This window comes from Citrobacter sp. CK194 (assembly GCF_030333395.1).
In the GTDB taxonomy this organism is placed as follows: Bacteria; Pseudomonadota; Gammaproteobacteria; order Enterobacterales; family Enterobacteriaceae; genus Citrobacter_B; species Citrobacter_B koseri.
The window spans coordinates 292,976-309,860 of the sequence record NZ_JAOWGA010000015.1 but is presented as its reverse complement, the minus strand read 5'-3'; the positions used below and the strand labels follow the sequence as shown (position 1 = coordinate 309,860).

17 protein-coding genes are annotated in these 16,885 nt (G+C 55.0%); 8 read left to right on the top strand and 9 right to left on the bottom strand.

The window, feature by feature from the left end; genetic code table 11:
• Window positions 1-5: 5 nt before the first annotated feature.
• On the bottom strand, window positions 6-938 hold the full coding sequence (gene rfaD / locus OGX80_RS06890) for an ADP-glyceromanno-heptose 6-epimerase (protein WP_012135758.1): 933 nt from the start codon (window positions 936-938) through the stop codon (window positions 6-8).
• 215 nt (window positions 939-1,153) lie between these two features.
• On the opposite strand from rfaD, the gene kbl reads away from it, so the two are divergent.
• The gene (kbl, locus tag OGX80_RS06885) at window positions 1,154-2,350 is read left to right on the top strand and encodes a glycine C-acetyltransferase (RefSeq protein ID WP_012135757.1); all 1,197 of its coding nucleotides are present in this window, start codon (window positions 1,154-1,156) and stop codon (window positions 2,348-2,350) included.
• Window positions 2,351-2,359: 9 nt separating this feature from the next.
• Window positions 2,360-3,385, top strand: coding sequence for an L-threonine 3-dehydrogenase (tdh, locus tag OGX80_RS06880; protein WP_012135756.1), 1,026 nt, complete (start codon window positions 2,360-2,362; stop codon window positions 3,383-3,385).
• Window positions 3,386-3,438: 53 nt separating this feature from the next.
• On the opposite strand, the gene rfaY is transcribed toward tdh, so the two are convergent.
• Window positions 3,439-4,125, bottom strand: a complete 687-nt coding sequence (rfaY, locus tag OGX80_RS06875; protein WP_115180970.1) for a lipopolysaccharide core heptose(II) kinase RfaY — start codon at window positions 4,123-4,125, stop codon at window positions 3,439-3,441.
• Window positions 4,126-4,304: 179 nt separating this feature from the next.
• Here rfaY and OGX80_RS06870 point away from each other — a divergent pair, with 179 nt between their 5' ends.
• Window positions 4,305-5,339 (top strand): glycosyltransferase, encoded by a 1,035-nt coding sequence (locus OGX80_RS06870; RefSeq protein ID WP_115180971.1) that lies wholly within the window; start codon window positions 4,305-4,307, stop codon window positions 5,337-5,339.
• Here OGX80_RS06870 and OGX80_RS06865 read toward each other — a convergent pair.
• From OGX80_RS06865 to gpmM, 3 genes are read right to left on the bottom strand one after another with little or no spacing between them, the layout of a single operon-like run.
• Complete coding sequence (locus OGX80_RS06865) at window positions 5,326-6,291, bottom strand: divergent polysaccharide deacetylase family protein (RefSeq protein ID WP_115180972.1); 966 nt, start codon at window positions 6,289-6,291, stop codon at window positions 5,326-5,328. The genes OGX80_RS06870 and OGX80_RS06865 overlap by 14 nt on opposite strands.
• Before the next feature lie 3 nt (window positions 6,292-6,294).
• Window positions 6,295-7,554: a murein hydrolase activator EnvC gene (gene envC, locus OGX80_RS06860; protein WP_230012564.1), complete on the bottom strand. Its 1,260-nt coding sequence runs from the start codon at window positions 7,552-7,554 to the stop codon at window positions 6,295-6,297.
• Between the two features lie 33 nt (window positions 7,555-7,587).
• Window positions 7,588-9,132 carry a 2,3-bisphosphoglycerate-independent phosphoglycerate mutase gene (gpmM, locus tag OGX80_RS06855; RefSeq protein WP_115180973.1) on the bottom strand — a complete coding sequence of 515 codons (1,545 nt, stop codon included), beginning with the start codon at window positions 9,130-9,132 and terminating at the stop codon, window positions 7,588-7,590.
• A 247-nt stretch (window positions 9,133-9,379) separates the two neighbouring features.
• Here gpmM and OGX80_RS06850 point away from each other — a divergent pair, with 247 nt between their 5' ends.
• The 5 genes from OGX80_RS06850 to cysE all read left to right on the top strand — a co-directional run bounded on the left by OGX80_RS06850 (window position 9,380) and on the right by cysE (window position 12,523).
• Complete coding sequence (locus tag OGX80_RS06850) at window positions 9,380-9,811, top strand: rhodanese-like domain-containing protein (protein WP_012135748.1); 432 nt, start codon at window positions 9,380-9,382, stop codon at window positions 9,809-9,811.
• A 27-nt stretch (window positions 9,812-9,838) separates the two neighbouring features.
• A complete protein-coding gene (grxC, locus tag OGX80_RS06845) occupies window positions 9,839-10,090 on the top strand; it encodes a glutaredoxin 3 (RefSeq protein WP_047358806.1) in 252 nt (83 codons plus the stop codon).
• 47 nt (window positions 10,091-10,137) lie between these two features.
• Complete coding sequence (secB, locus tag OGX80_RS06840; RefSeq protein WP_003024155.1) at window positions 10,138-10,605, top strand: protein-export chaperone SecB; 468 nt, start codon at window positions 10,138-10,140, stop codon at window positions 10,603-10,605.
• On the top strand, window positions 10,605-11,624 hold the full coding sequence (gpsA, locus tag OGX80_RS06835; RefSeq protein WP_012135746.1) for an NAD(P)H-dependent glycerol-3-phosphate dehydrogenase: 1,020 nt from the start codon (window positions 10,605-10,607) through the stop codon (window positions 11,622-11,624). Before secB ends, gpsA begins: the two co-directional genes overlap by 1 nt.
• Window positions 11,625-11,701: 77 nt before the next feature.
• Window positions 11,702-12,523, top strand: coding sequence for a serine O-acetyltransferase (cysE, locus tag OGX80_RS06830; protein ID WP_012135745.1), 822 nt, complete (start codon window positions 11,702-11,704; stop codon window positions 12,521-12,523).
• Window positions 12,524-12,604: 81 nt separating this feature from the next.
• On the opposite strand, the gene trmL is transcribed toward cysE, so the two are convergent.
• From trmL to lldP, 4 genes are all read right to left on the bottom strand, one after another.
• On the bottom strand, window positions 12,605-13,078 hold the full coding sequence (gene trmL / locus OGX80_RS06825) for a tRNA (uridine(34)/cytosine(34)/5-carboxymethylaminomethyluridine(34)-2'-O)-methyltransferase TrmL (RefSeq protein WP_012135744.1): 474 nt from the start codon (window positions 13,076-13,078) through the stop codon (window positions 12,605-12,607).
• 144 nt (window positions 13,079-13,222) lie between these two features.
• Window positions 13,223-14,413 (bottom strand): quinone-dependent L-lactate dehydrogenase, encoded by a 1,191-nt coding sequence (gene lldD / locus OGX80_RS06820; RefSeq protein WP_047460285.1) that lies wholly within the window; start codon window positions 14,411-14,413, stop codon window positions 13,223-13,225.
• Entirely contained in the window at window positions 14,410-15,186 is a 777-nt protein-coding gene (gene lldR / locus OGX80_RS06815; RefSeq protein ID WP_115180974.1) for a transcriptional regulator LldR, read from the bottom strand. Before lldR ends, lldD begins: the two co-directional genes overlap by 4 nt.
• A complete protein-coding gene (gene lldP / locus OGX80_RS06810) occupies window positions 15,183-16,838 on the bottom strand; it encodes an L-lactate permease (protein ID WP_047460287.1) in 1,656 nt (551 codons plus the stop codon). The genes lldR and lldP overlap by 4 nt, the downstream gene beginning before the upstream one ends.
• Window positions 16,839-16,885 lie beyond the last annotated feature (47 nt).

The window sequence follows — 16,885 nt, the reverse complement described above, 5'->3', positions numbered from 1 at the left end:
TCTTCTTACGCGTCGCGATTCAGCCAGGCCATATACTCCGTTACGCCTTCGGCAACGGTCTTGAACGGTTTGTCATAGCCTGCGGCGCGCAGATTGGTCAGATCCGCCTGCGTGAACGCCTGGTAACGGCCTTTCAGTTTTTCCGGGAACGGAATGTACTCAAGATCGCTTTTCTTGTGATAAGCCAGCGCGGCATCCGCCACGGCCTGGAAGGATTCCGCGCGCCCGGTGCCCAGGTTAAAGATGCCGGACACGCCGTTTTCCCAGAACCACAGGTTTACATCAGCCACGTCGCCGACGTAGACAAAATCACGTTTGAAGTTTTCGCTGCCTTCAAACAGTTTCGGCGTTTCACCGTTGTTGAGCTGAGTATTCAGATGGAAAGCGACGCTCGCCATGCTGCCTTTATGGCCTTCACGCGGTCCGTAAACGTTGAAATAGCGGAAACCCACAATCTGCGAGCTGGCTTCAGGCAGGATCTGGCGCACATACTCGTCGAACAGGAATTTAGAGTAGCCGTAAACGTTTAGCGGTTTCTCATATTCACGAGACTCAATGAAGTCAGAGGTGCGACCGCCGTAAGTTGCCGCAGAGGAGGCATACAGGAACGGAATGTCACGTTCCAGGCAGTAGTGCAGCAGCTCTTTGGAGTATTGATAGTTGTTGTCCATCATATACTTGCCGTCCCACTCGGTGGTGGAAGAGCAGGCGCCTTCGTGGAAAACCGCTTCGATATCGCCGAACTCTTCTCCGGCCATAATCTGGATCAGGAAGTCTTCCTTATCCATATAGTCAGCAATATTCAGGTCCACCAGGTTGACGAACTTGGTGCCGTCTTTCAGGTTGTCCACCACCAGGATATCGGTGATGCCTTTATCATTCAGGGACTTAACGATGTTGCTGCCGATAAAGCCCGCGCCGCCGGTAACGATGATCATAACTGTAACCTTCGAATTATGGAGTCAGAGACAATCTCAGACACGAATACTTCTTATCATATCACTACACGGCCCAGGCTTCAGCCATTCACCGATAAGCTGTGCGGGTACGCGTGATTTATGCTGCATTTTCAAGAAGTGATGATGCGTCATCTCGTATCAATGTATAGCTTTGGGTAATATGTGCTGAAATTTGCCCAGTCTGGAGAATCGCAATGCGTGGGGATTTTTATAAGCAGTTAACCAACGATCTGGAAACCGCCCGTGCGGAAGGATTGTTTAAAGAAGAGCGCATTATCACGTCTGCGCAGCAGGCGGACATCACCGTGGCAGACGGAAGCCACGTCATCAACTTTTGCGCCAACAACTATCTGGGGCTGGCTAACCATCCCGAACTGATTGCGGCAGCAAAAGCGGGAATGGATTCTCACGGGTTTGGCATGGCTTCAGTGCGCTTTATCTGCGGCACTCAGGACAGCCATAAACAGCTGGAGCAAAAACTGGCGGACTTCCTCGGTATGGAAGACGCTATTCTGTACTCTTCCTGCTTCGACGCCAACGGCGGCTTGTTCGAAACCCTGCTGGGCGCAGAAGATGCGATTATCTCGGATGCGTTAAACCACGCCTCGATTATTGATGGCGTTCGCCTGTGTAAAGCGAAGCGTTTTCGCTATGCCAACAACGATATGCAGGAGCTGGAAGCTCGTCTGAAAGAGGCCCGTGAAGCTGGCGCTCGTCATGTGCTGATCGCCACCGACGGCGTGTTCTCGATGGACGGCGTTATCGCCAACCTGAAAGGCGTCTGTGACCTGGCAGACATTTACGGCGCGCTGGTGATGGTTGATGACTCCCATGCTGTCGGTTTTGTCGGGGAGAACGGTCGCGGTTCTCACGAATACTGTGACGTAATGGGACGCGTGGACATCATTACCGGTACGTTAGGCAAAGCGCTGGGTGGGGCATCTGGCGGTTATACGGCGGCGCGTAAAGAGGTGGTGGAGTGGCTGCGTCAGCGTTCCCGTCCGTATCTGTTCTCTAACTCCCTGGCGCCTGCCATTGTGGCGGCCTCCCTTAAAGTGCTGGAGATGGTTGAGGCGGGGAGCGAACTGCGCGATCGCCTGTGGGCGAATGCGCGTCAGTTCCGTGAGCAAATGTCCGCTGCGGGCTTCACGCTGGCTGGCGCCGATCACGCTATTATTCCAGTGATGCTGGGTGATGCGGTGGTTGCGCAGCAATTTGCCCGCGAACTGCAAAAAGAGGGGATTTACGTGACCGGATTCTTCTATCCGGTTGTTCCGAAAGGTCAGGCGCGTATTCGTACCCAGATGTCTGCGGCGCATACCCCTGAGCAAATCACGCGTGCGGTTGAGGCGTTCACACGTATTGGTAAACAACTGGGCGTTATTGCCTGAGGATGTGAGATGAAAGCGTTATCCAAACTGAAAGCGGAAGAGGGCATCTGGATGACTGACGTTCCGGTACCGGAAGTCGGGCATAACGATCTGCTGATTAAAATCCGTAAAACAGCCATCTGCGGCACTGACGTTCACATCTATAACTGGGATGAATGGTCGCAAAAAACCATCCCAGTTCCGATGGTGGTAGGGCATGAATATGTCGGCGAGGTGGTCGGTATCGGTCAGGAAGTTAAAGGCTTCAGGATTGGCGATCGCGTTTCCGGCGAAGGCCATATTACCTGCGGCCATTGTCGTAACTGTCGCGGTGGCCGTACGCATTTGTGCCGCAATACTCTGGGTGTCGGTGTTAACCGTCCCGGTTGTTTTGCGGAATATCTGGTACTTCCGGCGTTTAACGCCTTTAAGATCCCGGATAACATCTCCGATGATTTAGCCTCTATCTTCGACCCCTTCGGCAATGCCGTACACACGGCGCTGTCGTTCGATCTGGTCGGTGAAGATGTGCTGGTTTCCGGTGCCGGCCCGATCGGCATCATGGCGGCGGCGGTAGCGAAACATGTGGGCGCGCGTCATGTCGTGATCACGGATGTGAATGAGTACCGTCTGGAACTGGCGCGTAAAATGGGCATCATCCACACGGTGAACGTTGCGAAAGAGAACCTGACCGACGTGATGGCTAATCTGGGCATGACTGAAGGGTTTGATGTCGGCTTGGAGATGTCCGGTGCGCCGCCTGCGTTTCGCGCCATGCTGGATACCATGAACCACGGCGGTCGTATCGCGATGCTGGGGATTCCGCCTTCGGATATGTCTATCGACTGGACGAAGGTGATCTTCAAGGGGCTGTTTATTAAAGGTATTTACGGTCGTGAGATGTTTGAAACCTGGTATAAGATGGCGGCGCTGATTCAGTCTGGTCTGGATCTGTCTCCGATCATCACCCACCGTTTCTCCATCGATGAGTTCCAGAAAGGCTTTGATGCAATGCGTTCAGGCCAGTCAGGAAAAGTGATTCTGAGCTGGGACTGACAGCATCCTGCTGGCGGCCAGGTTTTCCCGAACCTGGCCGTAAAATGGCGTTTTTATTTTCCGCGCATCTTGCGGGATAAGCGTCTGAATTTCTCTTTAAGCTGAATAAGTTTATAAACCAGACCCTGACCTTCAATATTCATATGGTATTTATTTTGTAATACTAAAATATCATTTGCCTGGCAAATTTTCAGACTTCCTTTGCAGGATAAGTCGATGATGCGCAATTCCCCGGAAGGTGTGCGGATAAAGTTTCCGGCATGAATATCATTGGAGGCCAGACCTGCCCGGTGCAGTTGCTGAATACACGCCTTAATATCTTCTTTATTGCTTTCATTAATATCATTTAATGGCTCCCCTTCAATATATTCATGAAGGGTATACACATCATAGCACTGGCGAAAACGTGTTTTCTCGGCCACACAGTAGAGATCGGCGGTACAGGCACGCACTTGTGGCGCCAGGCTGTCCAGTTTTTGGATCAGCCGAGAATAAAAAGGCCCGGAGAGAAAATTCTGAATCTTTTTCTCAAATCGTGGGTCTATTTCGCGATCGTTTTTGATGATGAACTTCCGTGACCGGTATTCAACAAGTTCTACGCTGCGGAATTCGTTGCCGCTGTTCAGCGGTTTGCCACTGATTTCGTTATTCATATACTTATCCATCAGGGACTTAAGGTCTTTATTTTCCTCTTTGTAATAGACCGTATAGCCCTTTTCATGTGTCTTACTGATGGTCATCACTTCCCTCAAGATAAGTATTCTAAATACGTATAATACGAAGGCGTAGTATACATGGTGAGGCTTCTCATCTGTAGGGTGTTTTGTGCGCCTTAACCATTATCTCCACTGGACTTAATAATTTCTTAATGAAAGCACGGTAGAAAGGGCCAATGTATTAAAGACTGACGGGCCATTCTATGAAAAGCAGCACAAGTACACTGAGTGTTATTATTCCGTTATACAATGCGGGTAATAGCTTCCAGGCATGCATGGAATCTTTGATTGCACAAACATGGAATGCGCTGGAGATCATCATTGTTAACGACGGGTCTACCGACAACTCCGTTGATATCGCAAGGCATTTTGCCGATACCCATTCACATGTTCACCTGTTGCATCAGGATAATGCAGGCGCGTCCGTGGCCCGCAACCGGGGGCTGGCCGCGGCGACCGGCGACTACGTTGCTTTTGTCGATGCCGATGATTTGGTGTATCCGAACATGTATGAAACGCTGATGACCATGGCGCTACAGGATGACCTGGATGTGGCGCAGTGTAATGCAGACTGGTGCATTCTTGAGACGGGGCATACCTGGCCATCCATCCCCGCGGATCGCATTCGGTCGACAGGGGTATTAACCGGCCCGGACTGGCTGCGTATGGGGCTGGCTTCACGTCGCTGGACGCATGTTGTCTGGATGGGCGTTTATCGGCGCGCCCTTATTGAAAAACACGCGATTAGCTTTGTTCCAGGATTACATCATCAGGATATCCTGTGGACCACGGAAGTGATGTTCAATGCCACGCGCGTACGCTATACCGAACAGGCGTTGTATAAATATTTTCTTCACGATCAGTCTGTTAGCCGCCTGAAACGACAAGGTGAGCGTAATCTGCATTACCAGCGACACTACATTAAAATCACGCGTTTATTAGAAAAGCTGAATAGTGATTATGCGGATCGCATTCCCGTCTATCCTGAATTTAAGCAACAAATTACCTGGGAAGCGCTGCGGGTGTGTCATGCGGTGCGTAAGGAGCAGGACACGCTTATTCGCCAGCGGATGATCGCCGAAATATTTGCCTCCGGCATGTATAAGCGCATGATGCTTAACATACGAAGCGCGAAGGCGGCTTATCAGGCGCTGTTGTGGTCGGGCCGGTTATACCGGTGGCGTGATAAAACGGCCTCGCACCACCGCGTTGCCCGTAAAGCGATTAATCCGCGTTAGCGTTCTGGGGGGCAGCGATCTTGCCCCAGCCTTGCCACTGATGCCGGAAGTAGTTCACCATCGTGCTCTGCGTAATGCTTTCGCTTAACACGCTAAAGAACCGGCTGGCGTAGACAGGTTCTAACGGTTTCTTCGATTTACACACCTTCACGCCGCGGAACGGATTTCGCGGCGCATCCGGCGTACCGTTTTTCGGCGGCGTCAGATTTGGCGTAGAGGTATCTGTCTGCGGCTCGTTGAGCAGGCTGCTCGGACGCACCAGCGTAATATCCGCAGGCAGGTTATAGACCATCTGCTGAAGGACTCGCACCGTTGATGGATGTGGGTGCCCAATTGCGATAGCTGACCCGTTGCGACGGGCTAACTCAATGGCGCGATTAAACTGGCGACGAATATCCGCTTCGTTCTGCGTATCATCAAGGAACACTTTGCGCTTAATCACCTTCACGCCCGTCCCGGAGGCGGCACGCATCGCCTGACTGTTGCCAATGGTCATGCTGTCGAGGAAGTAAAGGTTATAACGCTCCAGCGCCTGCATCACTTTTTGCATGCCGAACAGGCTGGAGGTCATCGCGCTGCCCATGTGGTTGTTGAGACCCACGGCATACGGCACCTTATTCACCGCATCGCGAATAATGCGTTCAATTTCGTCGCTGCTCATCTCCGGGTGCAGCGTATCTTTCTCCAGCGGCTGCTTGCTCAGCGGCGCCATCGGCAGATGGATCAGCACCTCATGCCCGCTGTTGTGCGCTTTGGTTGCCATTTCACGGGCATGTGGGGCATTGGGCAGGACGGCAACGGAGAGGGCGGACGGCATCGCCAGCACCTGATTTTCATTGTGCGGACGATAACCAAAATCGTCGATTACGATGGCGAGTTTGCCAGCAAAAACAGGGGCGGCGAATGCCAGCAGGCTGGCGAGTGAGAATATTGTGCGACGAAAGTGAGGCAAAACTTATCTTCCCAACCACGGCTGTGGATTGACGGCCTGACCCTGGCGACGAATTTCGAAATAGAGTGACGGTCGGCCCTGACCGCCGCTGCTGCCTACAAGCGCAATAGGCTGGCCTGCGCGAACCTGTGTGCCAACGCTGACCAGTGCGCTCTGGTTATACCCGTAAAGGCTCATATCGCCTTTACCGTGTTCCACGACGACGACCAGACCGTAGCCCTGCAACCAGTCCGCCAGAATCACCCTGCCGTCCGCAATTGCTTTGACTTCAGTACCTTCAGACGCACCGATAACCATCCCTTTCCAACGTAGCTCACCTTGCAGCTGTTCGCCATAACGATGCAGCGTTGGGCCGCGAACAGGCCAGAATGCCTGGCCGCGCGGTGAACCCAGACCGCCGGTACGGGACATCAACGATTTTTCGCTTTCGGTTGGTTTGTAGGTTGTGCCTTTGCGGGTGGCTTCCTGCTGACGATTGCGCACCGCCTGCGCTTCGCGGGCTTCTCGCTCCGCCCGGGCTTTGGCGGCCGCCTCTGCGCGCGCGATGCTGTTGCGCAGGCGGGATTCGTTCGCCCGCAATTCACTTAACTGCTGTTGTCCCTGCTGGATTGACGACTCAAGACCGGCGATCGTTTTCTGACGCTCATTACGCGCCTGTTCCAGCTTCGCCTGTTGGGCGCGTTGTTCATACAGCAGCGTCTGTTGCTGGCTCTGTTTCTCTTCCAGCGCCGCCTTCTGAGACGCCACCTCTTCACGCGTCTGTTTCAGTTCGGCAATGGTGTCCTGGCGCGCCTGGTTCAGATAACCGAAATAGGCCTGTAAACGCTGCCCGCGCTGGCTCTCTTCACCGCTAAGAATGAGCTGAATCCCCGTATGCTCGCCCTGGCGAAACGCCGCATCCAGCTGCGCGGCAAGGCTGCGTTCCTGAATGGCTTTTTGTTGTTCCAGCTTCGCGATAGATGCGTTCATCGCGTCGATCTGCTTATTCAACTGGGCAAGGGTATTCTGGGTTTCACGCAGTTTACGCGCGGCGGCGGAGATGGCCTCTTCCTGCGTTTTGAGCTGTGCGAGCAAACTGGAGCGTTGCTGCTGTTGCTGGCGTACGGCACGCTCTTTGGCGGCGATATCCGCCTGGATGGATTTGAGCTGATCGCGGTCATCCGCATGGGCGGAAAAGGCGCACAACAATACGCCAGCGCTCAACACGCTGGCGTAAATCATGGGCCTGACTGAAAACCTGCGTGGTTTCACGGCCCGTGTAATGGAATTAAACGCCTTTCCCCTCATGGGGAAGGATTATTCCACGATGAACAGCGGCTTACCAGTCATCTCTTTCGGGATTTCCATACCCATCAGCGTCAACATCGTCGGTGCGATATCAGAAAGTTTGCCGCCTTCGACCGCTTTTACGCTTTTCGCGCCGACATAAATCAGCGGAACCGGCAGGTTGGTATGCGCGGTGTGCGCCTGGCCGGTGGATGGATCGCGCATCTGCTCGGCGTTGCCGTGGTCTGCGGTGATCAGCAGTTGGCCGCCAACGGACTCAACCGCTTTAGCAACCTGCTCAACGCAGTGATCCAGCGCTTCAACCGCTTTAACCGCCGCTTCCATCACGCCAGTGTGACCGACCATATCACCGTTCGGGTAGTTACAGATGATGGTGTCATACTTGCCGCTCCCGATAGCCGCAACCAGTTTTTCGGTCAGTTCTGCGGAACTCATTTCCGGCTGTAGATCGTAGGTAGCCACTTTAGGCGAGTTGATCAGGATGCGTTCTTCGCCTGCAAACGGTTCTTCTACGCCGCCGTTGAAGAAGAAGGTGACGTGGGCGTATTTTTCCGTTTCGGAAATGCGCAGTTGGGTTTTGTCGTTCTTCGCCATCCACTCGCCGAAGGTGTTTGCCAGCGATGCCGGTGGGTAAGCCACGGCGGTTTTGATATCAGCGGCGTACTCGGTCAGCATGACGAAGTTCAGATTAACCACTTTCTTACGGGCGAAGCCGTCGAAATCCGCATTAACGAACGCGCGGGTAATTTCGCGGGCGCGGTCAGCACGGAAGTTCATGAAAATCAGCGTGTCGCCGTCTTCCATTGCGGCATCGGCCTGACCTTCCGCGCGAATGACGGTCGCTTTCACAAATTCGTCGTTTTCGTCACGCGCGTAAGCAGCCAGCAGGCCAGCAACGGCGGTATCGGCCTGGAACTCACCCTGCGCCAGCGTCATCAGGTCATAGGCCTGCTCAACGCGATCCCAGCGGTTGTCGCGGTCCATTGCATAGTAACGACCAATAATGGACGCTACGCGGCCTTTGCCCAGCGCGGCAAACTTGTCTTCGAATTTTTTCAGCGAGGATTCCGCGCTGCGTGGCGGGGTATCGCGGCCATCAAGGAAGGCGTGCAGATAAATTTTCTCTGCGCCGCGTTCTGCGGCCAGTTCGACCATCGCCATGATGTGGTCTTCGTGGCTGTGCACGCCGCCCGCAGACAGCAGACCCATAATGTGCACGGCTTTACCGGTATTTTTCGCCTGATCGACCGCCGCCGTCAGTACCGGGTTAGCGAAGAAGGTACGTTCTTTAATTTCAACATCCAGGCGCGTCAGATCCTGATACACGATACGGCCCGCGCCCAGGTTAACGTGACCCACTTCGGAGTTGCCCATCTGACGGTCCGGCAGACCCACTTCCAGACCGGAAGCGTCGATCAGGGTATGCGGACGTTTTGCCCACAGAGCATCCATTACCGGGGTTTTGGCATTAAAAATGGCGTTATCCTGGCTGTCTTCACGGTAGCCATAGCCATCCAGAATCACCAGTACCATAGGTTTTTTAGAAACCGACATTGCGACAACCTCACACTCAATAGACAAAATAATTGCGTAATTTTACTACAGCTGAATCGATAAAATAGCCTCAGAAGATCAAAGAATGGGGCAGAGAGCGAGCCGGGGACGGCGCGGATCGACGTTTTTTTTCCGTAGCGCCCCGCAAAAATGCAATCCATTGCACGCTCTGGCTGTATTTGCGCCAACGCGCAGGTATACTCCTTTCCTGGTTTTTTAATCACTGAGTCGGGAGTTGTTACCCCCCATGCAAGAAATTATGCAATTTGTTGGCCGCCATCCCATACTGAGTATCGCCTGGATTGCGCTACTGGTGGCGGTGTTGTTCACCACTTTTAAAGGCCTGATGTCTAAAGTTAAGGTTATTACTCGCGGCGAAGCGACGCGTCTTATCAACAAAGAAGACGCCGTTGTGGTGGATTTACGTCAGCGTGACGACTTCCGCAAAGGCCATATCGCGGGTGCGACTAACCTGCTGCCGAGCGAAATCAAGGCCAACAACGTTGGCGAGCTTGAAAAGCACAAAGATAAGCCTCTGATCGTGGTTGATGGTTCCGGTATGCAGTGTCAGGAATCCGCAAACGCACTGATCAAAGCGGGCTTTGAGAAAGTTTTTGTGCTGAAAGAAGGCGTTGCGGGCTGGAGCGGTGAGAACCTGCCATTAGTGCGCGGGAAATAACGCGTTACTCAACACGGGAGATAAGTCATGGCCAACATCGAGATCTACACCAAAGCAACCTGCCCGTTTTGCCATCGTGCAAAAGCGCTGTTGAGCAGTAAGGGTGTGAGTTTCCAGGAACTTCCGATTGACGGCGATGCCGTAAAACGTGAAGAGATGATCAAGCGTAGTGGCCGCACGACGGTTCCGCAGATTTTTATTGATGCACAGCACATTGGCGGCTGTGACGACTTGTATGCGTTGGATGCGCGTGGTGGACTGGATCCCCTGCTGCGTTAAAACATGCCGCAAGTATTTTAAGGACAACACTAAAGGGTTTTCTACACATGTCAGAACAAAATAACACCGAAATGGCTTTCCAGATCCAACGTATCTACACCAAGGATGTGTCTTTCGAAGCGCCAAATGCGCCGCATGTTTTCCAGAAAGATTGGCAGCCAGAGGTTAAACTTGATCTTGATACGGCGTCTACTCAACTGGCAGATGACGTATACGAAGTGGTACTGCGTGTTACCGTAACGGCTTCCCTGGGCGAAGAAACCGCTTTCCTGTGCGAAGTTCAGCAGGGCGGCATTTTCTCCATCAGTGGTATTGAAGGAACTCAGATGGCGCATTGCCTGGGTGCATACTGCCCGAACATTCTGTTCCCGTATGCCCGCGAATGCATCACCAGCCTGGTTTCACGCGGCACGTTCCCGCAACTGAATCTTGCGCCGGTTAACTTCGATGCGCTGTTCATGAACTATTTACAGCAGCAGGCTGGCGAAGGTACTGAAGAACATCAGGATGCCTGATGAACCAAAGTAATGCTTCAATGACTGTGATCGGTGCTGGCTCGTACGGCACCGCTCTTGCCATCACCCTGGCGAGAAACGGCCACCAGGTTGTCCTGTGGGGCCACGATCCTAAACATGTCGCGACCCTTGAGCGAGACCGCTGCAACGTCGCGTTCCTCCCTGATGTGCCTTTTCCCGATACGCTACGCCTTGAAAGCGACTTAGCCACCGCGCTGGCGGCCAGCCGTAACATCCTGGTGGTGGTGCCAAGCCATGTCTTTGGCGAGGTGCTGCGACAGATTAAACCGCTGATGCGTCCTGATGCGCGCCTGGTCTGGGCGACCAAAGGTCTGGAAGCGGAAACGGGGCGCCTGTTGCAGGATGTCGCCCGTGAAGCGTTGGGCGATGACATCCCGCTGGCGGTGATATCCGGCCCGACATTCGCTAAAGAACTGGCGGCGGGTTTGCCGACGGCAATTTCTCTGGCGTCGACGGACGAAACCTTCGCGGATGATTTGCAGGAACTTTTGCACTGCGGTAAGAGTTTTCGCGTCTACAGCAACCCCGATTTCATCGGCGTGCAGCTGGGCGGTGCGGTGAAAAACGTGATTGCGATTGGCGCAGGCATGTCTGACGGCATCGGTTTTGGCGCAAACGCACGTACCGCGCTGATCACGCGTGGGCTGACGGAAATGTCGCGTCTTGGCGCGGCGCTGGGGGCCGATCCGACCACCTTTATGGGAATGGCGGGTCTGGGCGACCTGGTTCTGACCTGTACTGACAACCAGTCGCGTAACCGCCGTTTCGGCATGATGCTCGGTCAGGGCATGGATGTTCAGAGCGCGCAGGACAAAATTGGTCAGGTGGTTGAAGGCTACCGTAATACAAAAGAAGTTCGTGAGTTGGCGCACCGTTTTGGTGTCGAAATGCCAATAACCGAGGAAATTTATCAAGTATTGTATTGCGGAAAAAACGCGCGCGAGGCAGCATTGACGTTATTAGGTCGTGCACGCAAGGACGAGCGTAGTCGCCACTAGCCGTAAGGATCTGTTTTATTAAATGACCCGGCCCGCGAAGAACGGGCCGGTCGTTAGCCTGATACCTGGAGTCAGCAATGTCATGTGAAGAACTGGATATCGTCTGGAACAATATTAAAGCCGAAGCCCGGGCTCTGGCGGACTGTGAGCCGATGCTGGCCAGTTTCTACCACGCGACGCTACTCAAGCATGAAAACCTGGGCAGTGCGCTGAGCTATATGCTGGCGAACAAACTCGCATCTCCGATTATGCCTGCCATCGCCATCCGTGAAGTGGTGGAAGAGGCCTACGCCGCCGACCCGGAAATGATCGCCTCTGCTGCCTGTGATATTCAGGCGGTACGCACCCGCGACCCGGCGGTAGACAAATACTCGACGCCGCTTCTGTATCTGAAAGGCTTCCATGCTCTCCAGGCCTACCGTATCGGCCACTGGTTATGGAATGAAGGCCGCCGCGCGCTGGCGATATTCCTGCAAAATCAGGTTTCTGTCACCTTCCAGGTCGATATTCACCCGGCGGCGAAAATTGGACGCGGCATTATGCTCGATCACGCGACGGGGATTGTGGTCGGTGAAACGGCGGTAATCGAAAACGATGTCTCGATCCTGCAATCGGTCACGCTTGGCGGGACCGGGAAAACCAGCGGCGATCGTCATCCCAAAATTCGTGAAGGCGTGATGATTGGCGCCGGGGCGAAGATCCTTGGCAATATCGAAGTGGGGCGCGGCGCGAAGATTGGCGCGGGCTCCGTGGTCTTGCAGCCCGTACCGCCACACACTACCGCAGCGGGCGTTCCGGCGCGGATTGTCGGCAAGCCCGACAGCGATAAGCCGTCAATGGATATGGATCAGCATTTTAACGGGATTCACCATACGTTCGAATACGGCGACGGCATCTGACTTTATGCCCGGTGGCGCTGCGCTTACCGGGCCTACCAACTCCGTAGGTCGGATAAGGCGTCAGCCGCCATCCGACAGAAATCAACGACGCAATACCGCGCCAGGATACCCCAACTGGCGCCATGCCTCATACACCACGACCGACACCGCGTTCGACAGGTTCATGCTGCGGCTGTCCGGCATCATTGGAATACGAATTTTTTGTTCTGCGGGCAGCGCGTCGAGAATGGTCGCCGGTAAACCGCGCGTTTCCGGGCCAAACATCAGGTAGTCCCCATCCTGATAACTCACCGCGCTATGGGCAGGGGTGCCTTTGGTGGTCAGAGCAAACAGACGCTGTGGGTTTTCGGCGGCGACAAAGGCGGCGTAATCGTGATGGCGCTGTACGGCGGCAAACTCGTGATAGTCCAGCCCCGCGCGGCGCAGACGTTTATCATCCCATGTGAAGCCCATCGGTTCGATAATATGCAGACGAAAACCGGTATTGGCGCAAAGACGAATAATATTGCCGGTGTTTGGTGGGATTTCTGGTTCGAATAATACGATATTCAACATGCTTAACTGCCCCCTTAAGTGCGGGGGGCAGAATAGCAGAAAATACGTTCACCCTCACCCTGTAGTAGGCCTGATAAGCGTAGCGCCATCAGGCATCCCTGATGCACATTACATTGTCGGATGGCGGCTGACGCCTTATCCAGCCTACGCCGCATCACCCTGCGATAGTGGCGCCAGCGCAGCCGGAACAGACTTACCGAGTTCCTGCACCAGCGAATCACGGCTGATCTCGCTGATTGATTTTGCGCCGGTCAGCGTCATGGCGACTTTCATCTCTTTTTCGATCAGATCCAGCAGGTTCGCCACGCCAGCCTGACCCGCCGTCGCCAGCGCGTACAGATACGCACGGCCAAGCAGTACGCTATCGGCCCCAAGCGCAATCATGCGTACCACGTCCAGACCATTACGAATTCCGCTGTCCGCCAGAATGGCGATATCGCCTTTCACCGCATCGGCAATGGCGGGCAGGGCGCGGGCGGAGGAGAGTACGCCGTCGAGCTGGCGGCCGCCGTGGTTAGAGACCACGATGCCATCAGCGCCAAAGCGTACCGCGTCGCGGGCGTCTTCGGGATCGAGGATCCCTTTGATCACCATTGGGCCGTCCCAGAATTCACGGATCCACTCCAGGTCTTTCCAGGAAATCGACGGATCGAAGTTGTTCGCCAGCCAGCCGATGTAATCTTCCAGCCCGGTCGGTTTGCCAAGGTAGGCGGAGATATTGCCAAGATCGTGCGGACGACCGTTCAGGCCGACATCCCAGGCCCATTGCGGATGGGTTGCAGCCTGCCAATAGCGGCGCAGGGCGGCATTCGGGCCGCTCATCCCGGAGTGGGCGTCACGGTAACGCGCGCCAGGCGTTGGCATATCGACGGTAAAGACCAGCGTGGAGCAGCCCGCCGCTTTGGCGCGCTCCAGCGCGTTACGCATAAAACCGCGATCGCGCAGGACGTACAGCTGGAACCACATCGGGCGTTTAATCGTCGGCGCGACTTCCTCGATGGGGCAGACAGAAACGGTGGAGAGGGTAAACGGAATCCCTTTCGCATCGGCGGCGGCGGCGGCCTGAACTTCACCGCGACGCGCATACATTCCGCACAGGCCAACCGGAGCCAGTGCAACCGGCATCGACAGCTTTTCGTTAAACAGGGTGGTTTCCAGGCTCAGGTCGGACATATTCTTCAGCACGCGCTGGCGGAGCGCCACCTCTGACAAGTCTTCCACGTTACGACGCAGGGTATATTCCGCATAGGCGCCGCCGTCGATGTAGTGGAACAAGAAAGGGGGCAGAATGCGTTGGGCTGCGGCGCGATAATCGCTGGCTGCTGAAATGATCATGCTTTGTTCTCCCTGGAAATCTCATTATGGTCACCGGGCAGGCGGGTAATACGCGCCTGGCGGGCTTGGTCTTCATCAAATCGTTTAATGGTGGTGTGGACGAAACTGAGGTGCGCCATCATGGCTTTACGTGCGCCGTCGGCATCACCGGCCAGAATGGCGTCCATCACCGCCTGATGTTGTTCCGTCAGTTTTGAAAACACCGGCGGAACGAGATACATACGCTGGCGGCTCTGCTTCACGGATGATTGCAGGACATCAAAGAAGCCGCGCATGGTCTGCAACAGCACGACGTTGTGCGAGGCCTCCGCAATCGCGAGATGGAAGCGAACATCCGCCTGGGAGGCGAGGTCCGGGTCCTCACTGAGCGTGGCGTCAAAGCAGAGCTTAATTTTCTCTTTATCAGCGGGCGTGGCGCGCATCGCGGCGTGCCAGGCGGTGCTGGCTTCAATGGCGTGGCGGGCTTCCAGAATGTCGAAGCTGTAGTCCGGGTCGTCCGCCATCAGCGTTTTCAACGGCTGAACGATATTCTGTTCGGACCAGGTTTCATGCTGCCAGCGAACGAACGTTCCGCCGCCCCGGCGGCTGATCAGCACGCCTTCACTGACCAGTTTCGCCAGCGCCTCGCGCAGAGAATTGCGCGACACGCCCAGTTGTACGGCCAGCTGGCGCTCGGCGGGCAACTTCATGCCCGCCTCCAGCTGTTGTTCTTCAATCAGCGTCCGCACACGAGAAGCAACCTCGTCTGACAGGCGTTTTGGCATCACAATCACGGAATCATCCAGGTTAAGACATAGGCCTGAAGTGTGGTAATCACACCCACCATGCAGGTGAAAATCAGGCTGTGTTTAACGGTAAAGCGGAACAGGTCGGACTCTTTCCCTACCAGACCCACTGCCGCACAGGCAATGGCGATAGACTGCGGAGAGATCATCTTACCGGTTACGCCGCCGGTGGTATTCGCCGCCACCATCAGCACGTCAGAGACGCCGATTTGCTGGGCGGCCGTCGCCTGCAGGGCGGCAAACAGCGCGTTTGATGAGGTATCAGACCCCGTCAGGAATACGCCCAGCCAGCCAAGGAACGGCGAGAAGAAGGTAAAGGCGCTGCCCGTATGCGCCAGCGCTAACGCCAGCGTAGAGGAGAGCCCGGAGTAGTTAGAGATAAACGCGAATGCCAGCACCATCCCGATGGAGTAAATCGGCAGCGCTAACTCTTTCAGCGTGCTGCCGAATGTCTGGATTGCGGCAGATGGTTTCATTTTCAGCCAGACGACGGACAGCAGCGCAGCGAACAGAATGGCCGTACCGGTAGCGGAGAACCAGTCGAACTTATAGACCGCAGCGTAGGCGGTTGCCTCATGCACCACTGGCGGCATACGGGCAACCAGCTTATCGAGATGCGGAACCGGAATATTAATCACCCAGTCGTACAGCGCGCCGCCTGGGGCAAACATCGCTTTAAACGGCGGAACGCTCCAGAGGGTAACGGTTGCAGTCAGGAACAGGAACGGCGACCATGCGCGAACGATTTGACCAACCGTGTAATGGGTGCGGTCCAGCGTCTGATCGACCTGTGAAGCGCCCATATCGCCAAAGCGGAAAATACGTACCGGCTGCCAGCGTTTCAGGAACAGCGTCAGACAGACCAGCGAGACCAGCGACGAGATGATGTCCGGCAGTTCCGGGCCGATAAAGTTAGAGCTGAGGTACTGGGCGATAGCAAATGAACCACCCGCCACCATCACCGCAGGCCAGGTCTCTTTCACGCCGCGCCAGCCGTCCATAATCGCCATGATCCAGAACAGCACGATAATGGTCAGGAACGGCAACTGACGGCCGACCATCTGGCCGATCTCAAAGCTGTCCAGCCCGGTGACCTGACCGGCCACCAGAATCGGAATCCCCATCGCGCCAAACGCGACCGGCGCGGTGTTAACGATCAGGCACAAACCCGCCGCATACAGCGGATTAAAGCCCAGGCCGACTAACAGAGCCGCAGTAATCGCCACTGGCGCGCCAAAGCCCGCTGCCCCTTCAAGGAATGCCCCGAAGGAAAAGCCGACGATCAGCATTTGCAGACGCTGGTCAGGGGTAATTGACAATATTGATGACCGGATGATGTCGAATTGCCCGGTTCTGACAGAGATTTTATAGACAAAGACGGCGGCGATAATGATCCAGGCAATCGGCCACAGACCATAGAAGAAGCCATACACCACCGCAGCCAGAGCGTTATCCACCGGCATTTTGTAAAACAGCAGCGCGACAGCCAGCGCGATTGCGACCGTCCAGGAGGCGGCGATGTAGCCTTTCAGCTTGAGCTTAATCAGCGCGAAGAAAAAGAACAGGATCGGAAGCGATGCGATCAGGCTGGAAATCCAGATGTTACCGGCCGGATCGTAGTTTTGTTGCCAGAGATTCATTGCAGGTCTCCTGAGGGTCACACGCATAATGCAATGAGTCTTTTGCT

Coding starts and splice junctions, on each gene's coding strand:
- rfaD (WP_012135758.1), bottom strand. CDS start 938: ATGATCATCGTTACCGGCGGCGCGGGCTTTATCGGCAGCAACATCGTT.
- kbl (WP_012135757.1), top strand. CDS start 1,154: ATGCGTGGGGATTTTTATAAGCAGTTAACCAACGATCTGGAAACCGCC.
- tdh (WP_012135756.1), top strand. CDS start 2,360: ATGAAAGCGTTATCCAAACTGAAAGCGGAAGAGGGCATCTGGATGACT.
- rfaY (WP_115180970.1), bottom strand. CDS start 4,125: ATGACCATCAGTAAGACACATGAAAAGGGCTATACGGTCTATTACAAA.
- OGX80_RS06870 (WP_115180971.1), top strand. CDS start 4,305: ATGAAAAGCAGCACAAGTACACTGAGTGTTATTATTCCGTTATACAAT.
- gpmM (WP_115180973.1), bottom strand. CDS start 9,132: ATGTCGGTTTCTAAAAAACCTATGGTACTGGTGATTCTGGATGGCTAT.
- OGX80_RS06850 (WP_012135748.1), top strand. CDS start 9,380: ATGCAAGAAATTATGCAATTTGTTGGCCGCCATCCCATACTGAGTATC.
- grxC (WP_047358806.1), top strand. CDS start 9,839: ATGGCCAACATCGAGATCTACACCAAAGCAACCTGCCCGTTTTGCCAT.
- secB (WP_003024155.1), top strand. CDS start 10,138: ATGTCAGAACAAAATAACACCGAAATGGCTTTCCAGATCCAACGTATC.
- gpsA (WP_012135746.1), top strand. CDS start 10,605: ATGAACCAAAGTAATGCTTCAATGACTGTGATCGGTGCTGGCTCGTAC.
- cysE (WP_012135745.1), top strand. CDS start 11,702: ATGTCATGTGAAGAACTGGATATCGTCTGGAACAATATTAAAGCCGAA.
- trmL (WP_012135744.1), bottom strand. CDS start 13,078: ATGTTGAATATCGTATTATTCGAACCAGAAATCCCACCAAACACCGGC.
- lldD (WP_047460285.1), bottom strand. CDS start 14,413: ATGATCATTTCAGCAGCCAGCGATTATCGCGCCGCAGCCCAACGCATT.
- lldP (WP_047460287.1), bottom strand. CDS start 16,838: ATGAATCTCTGGCAACAAAACTACGATCCGGCCGGTAACATCTGGATT.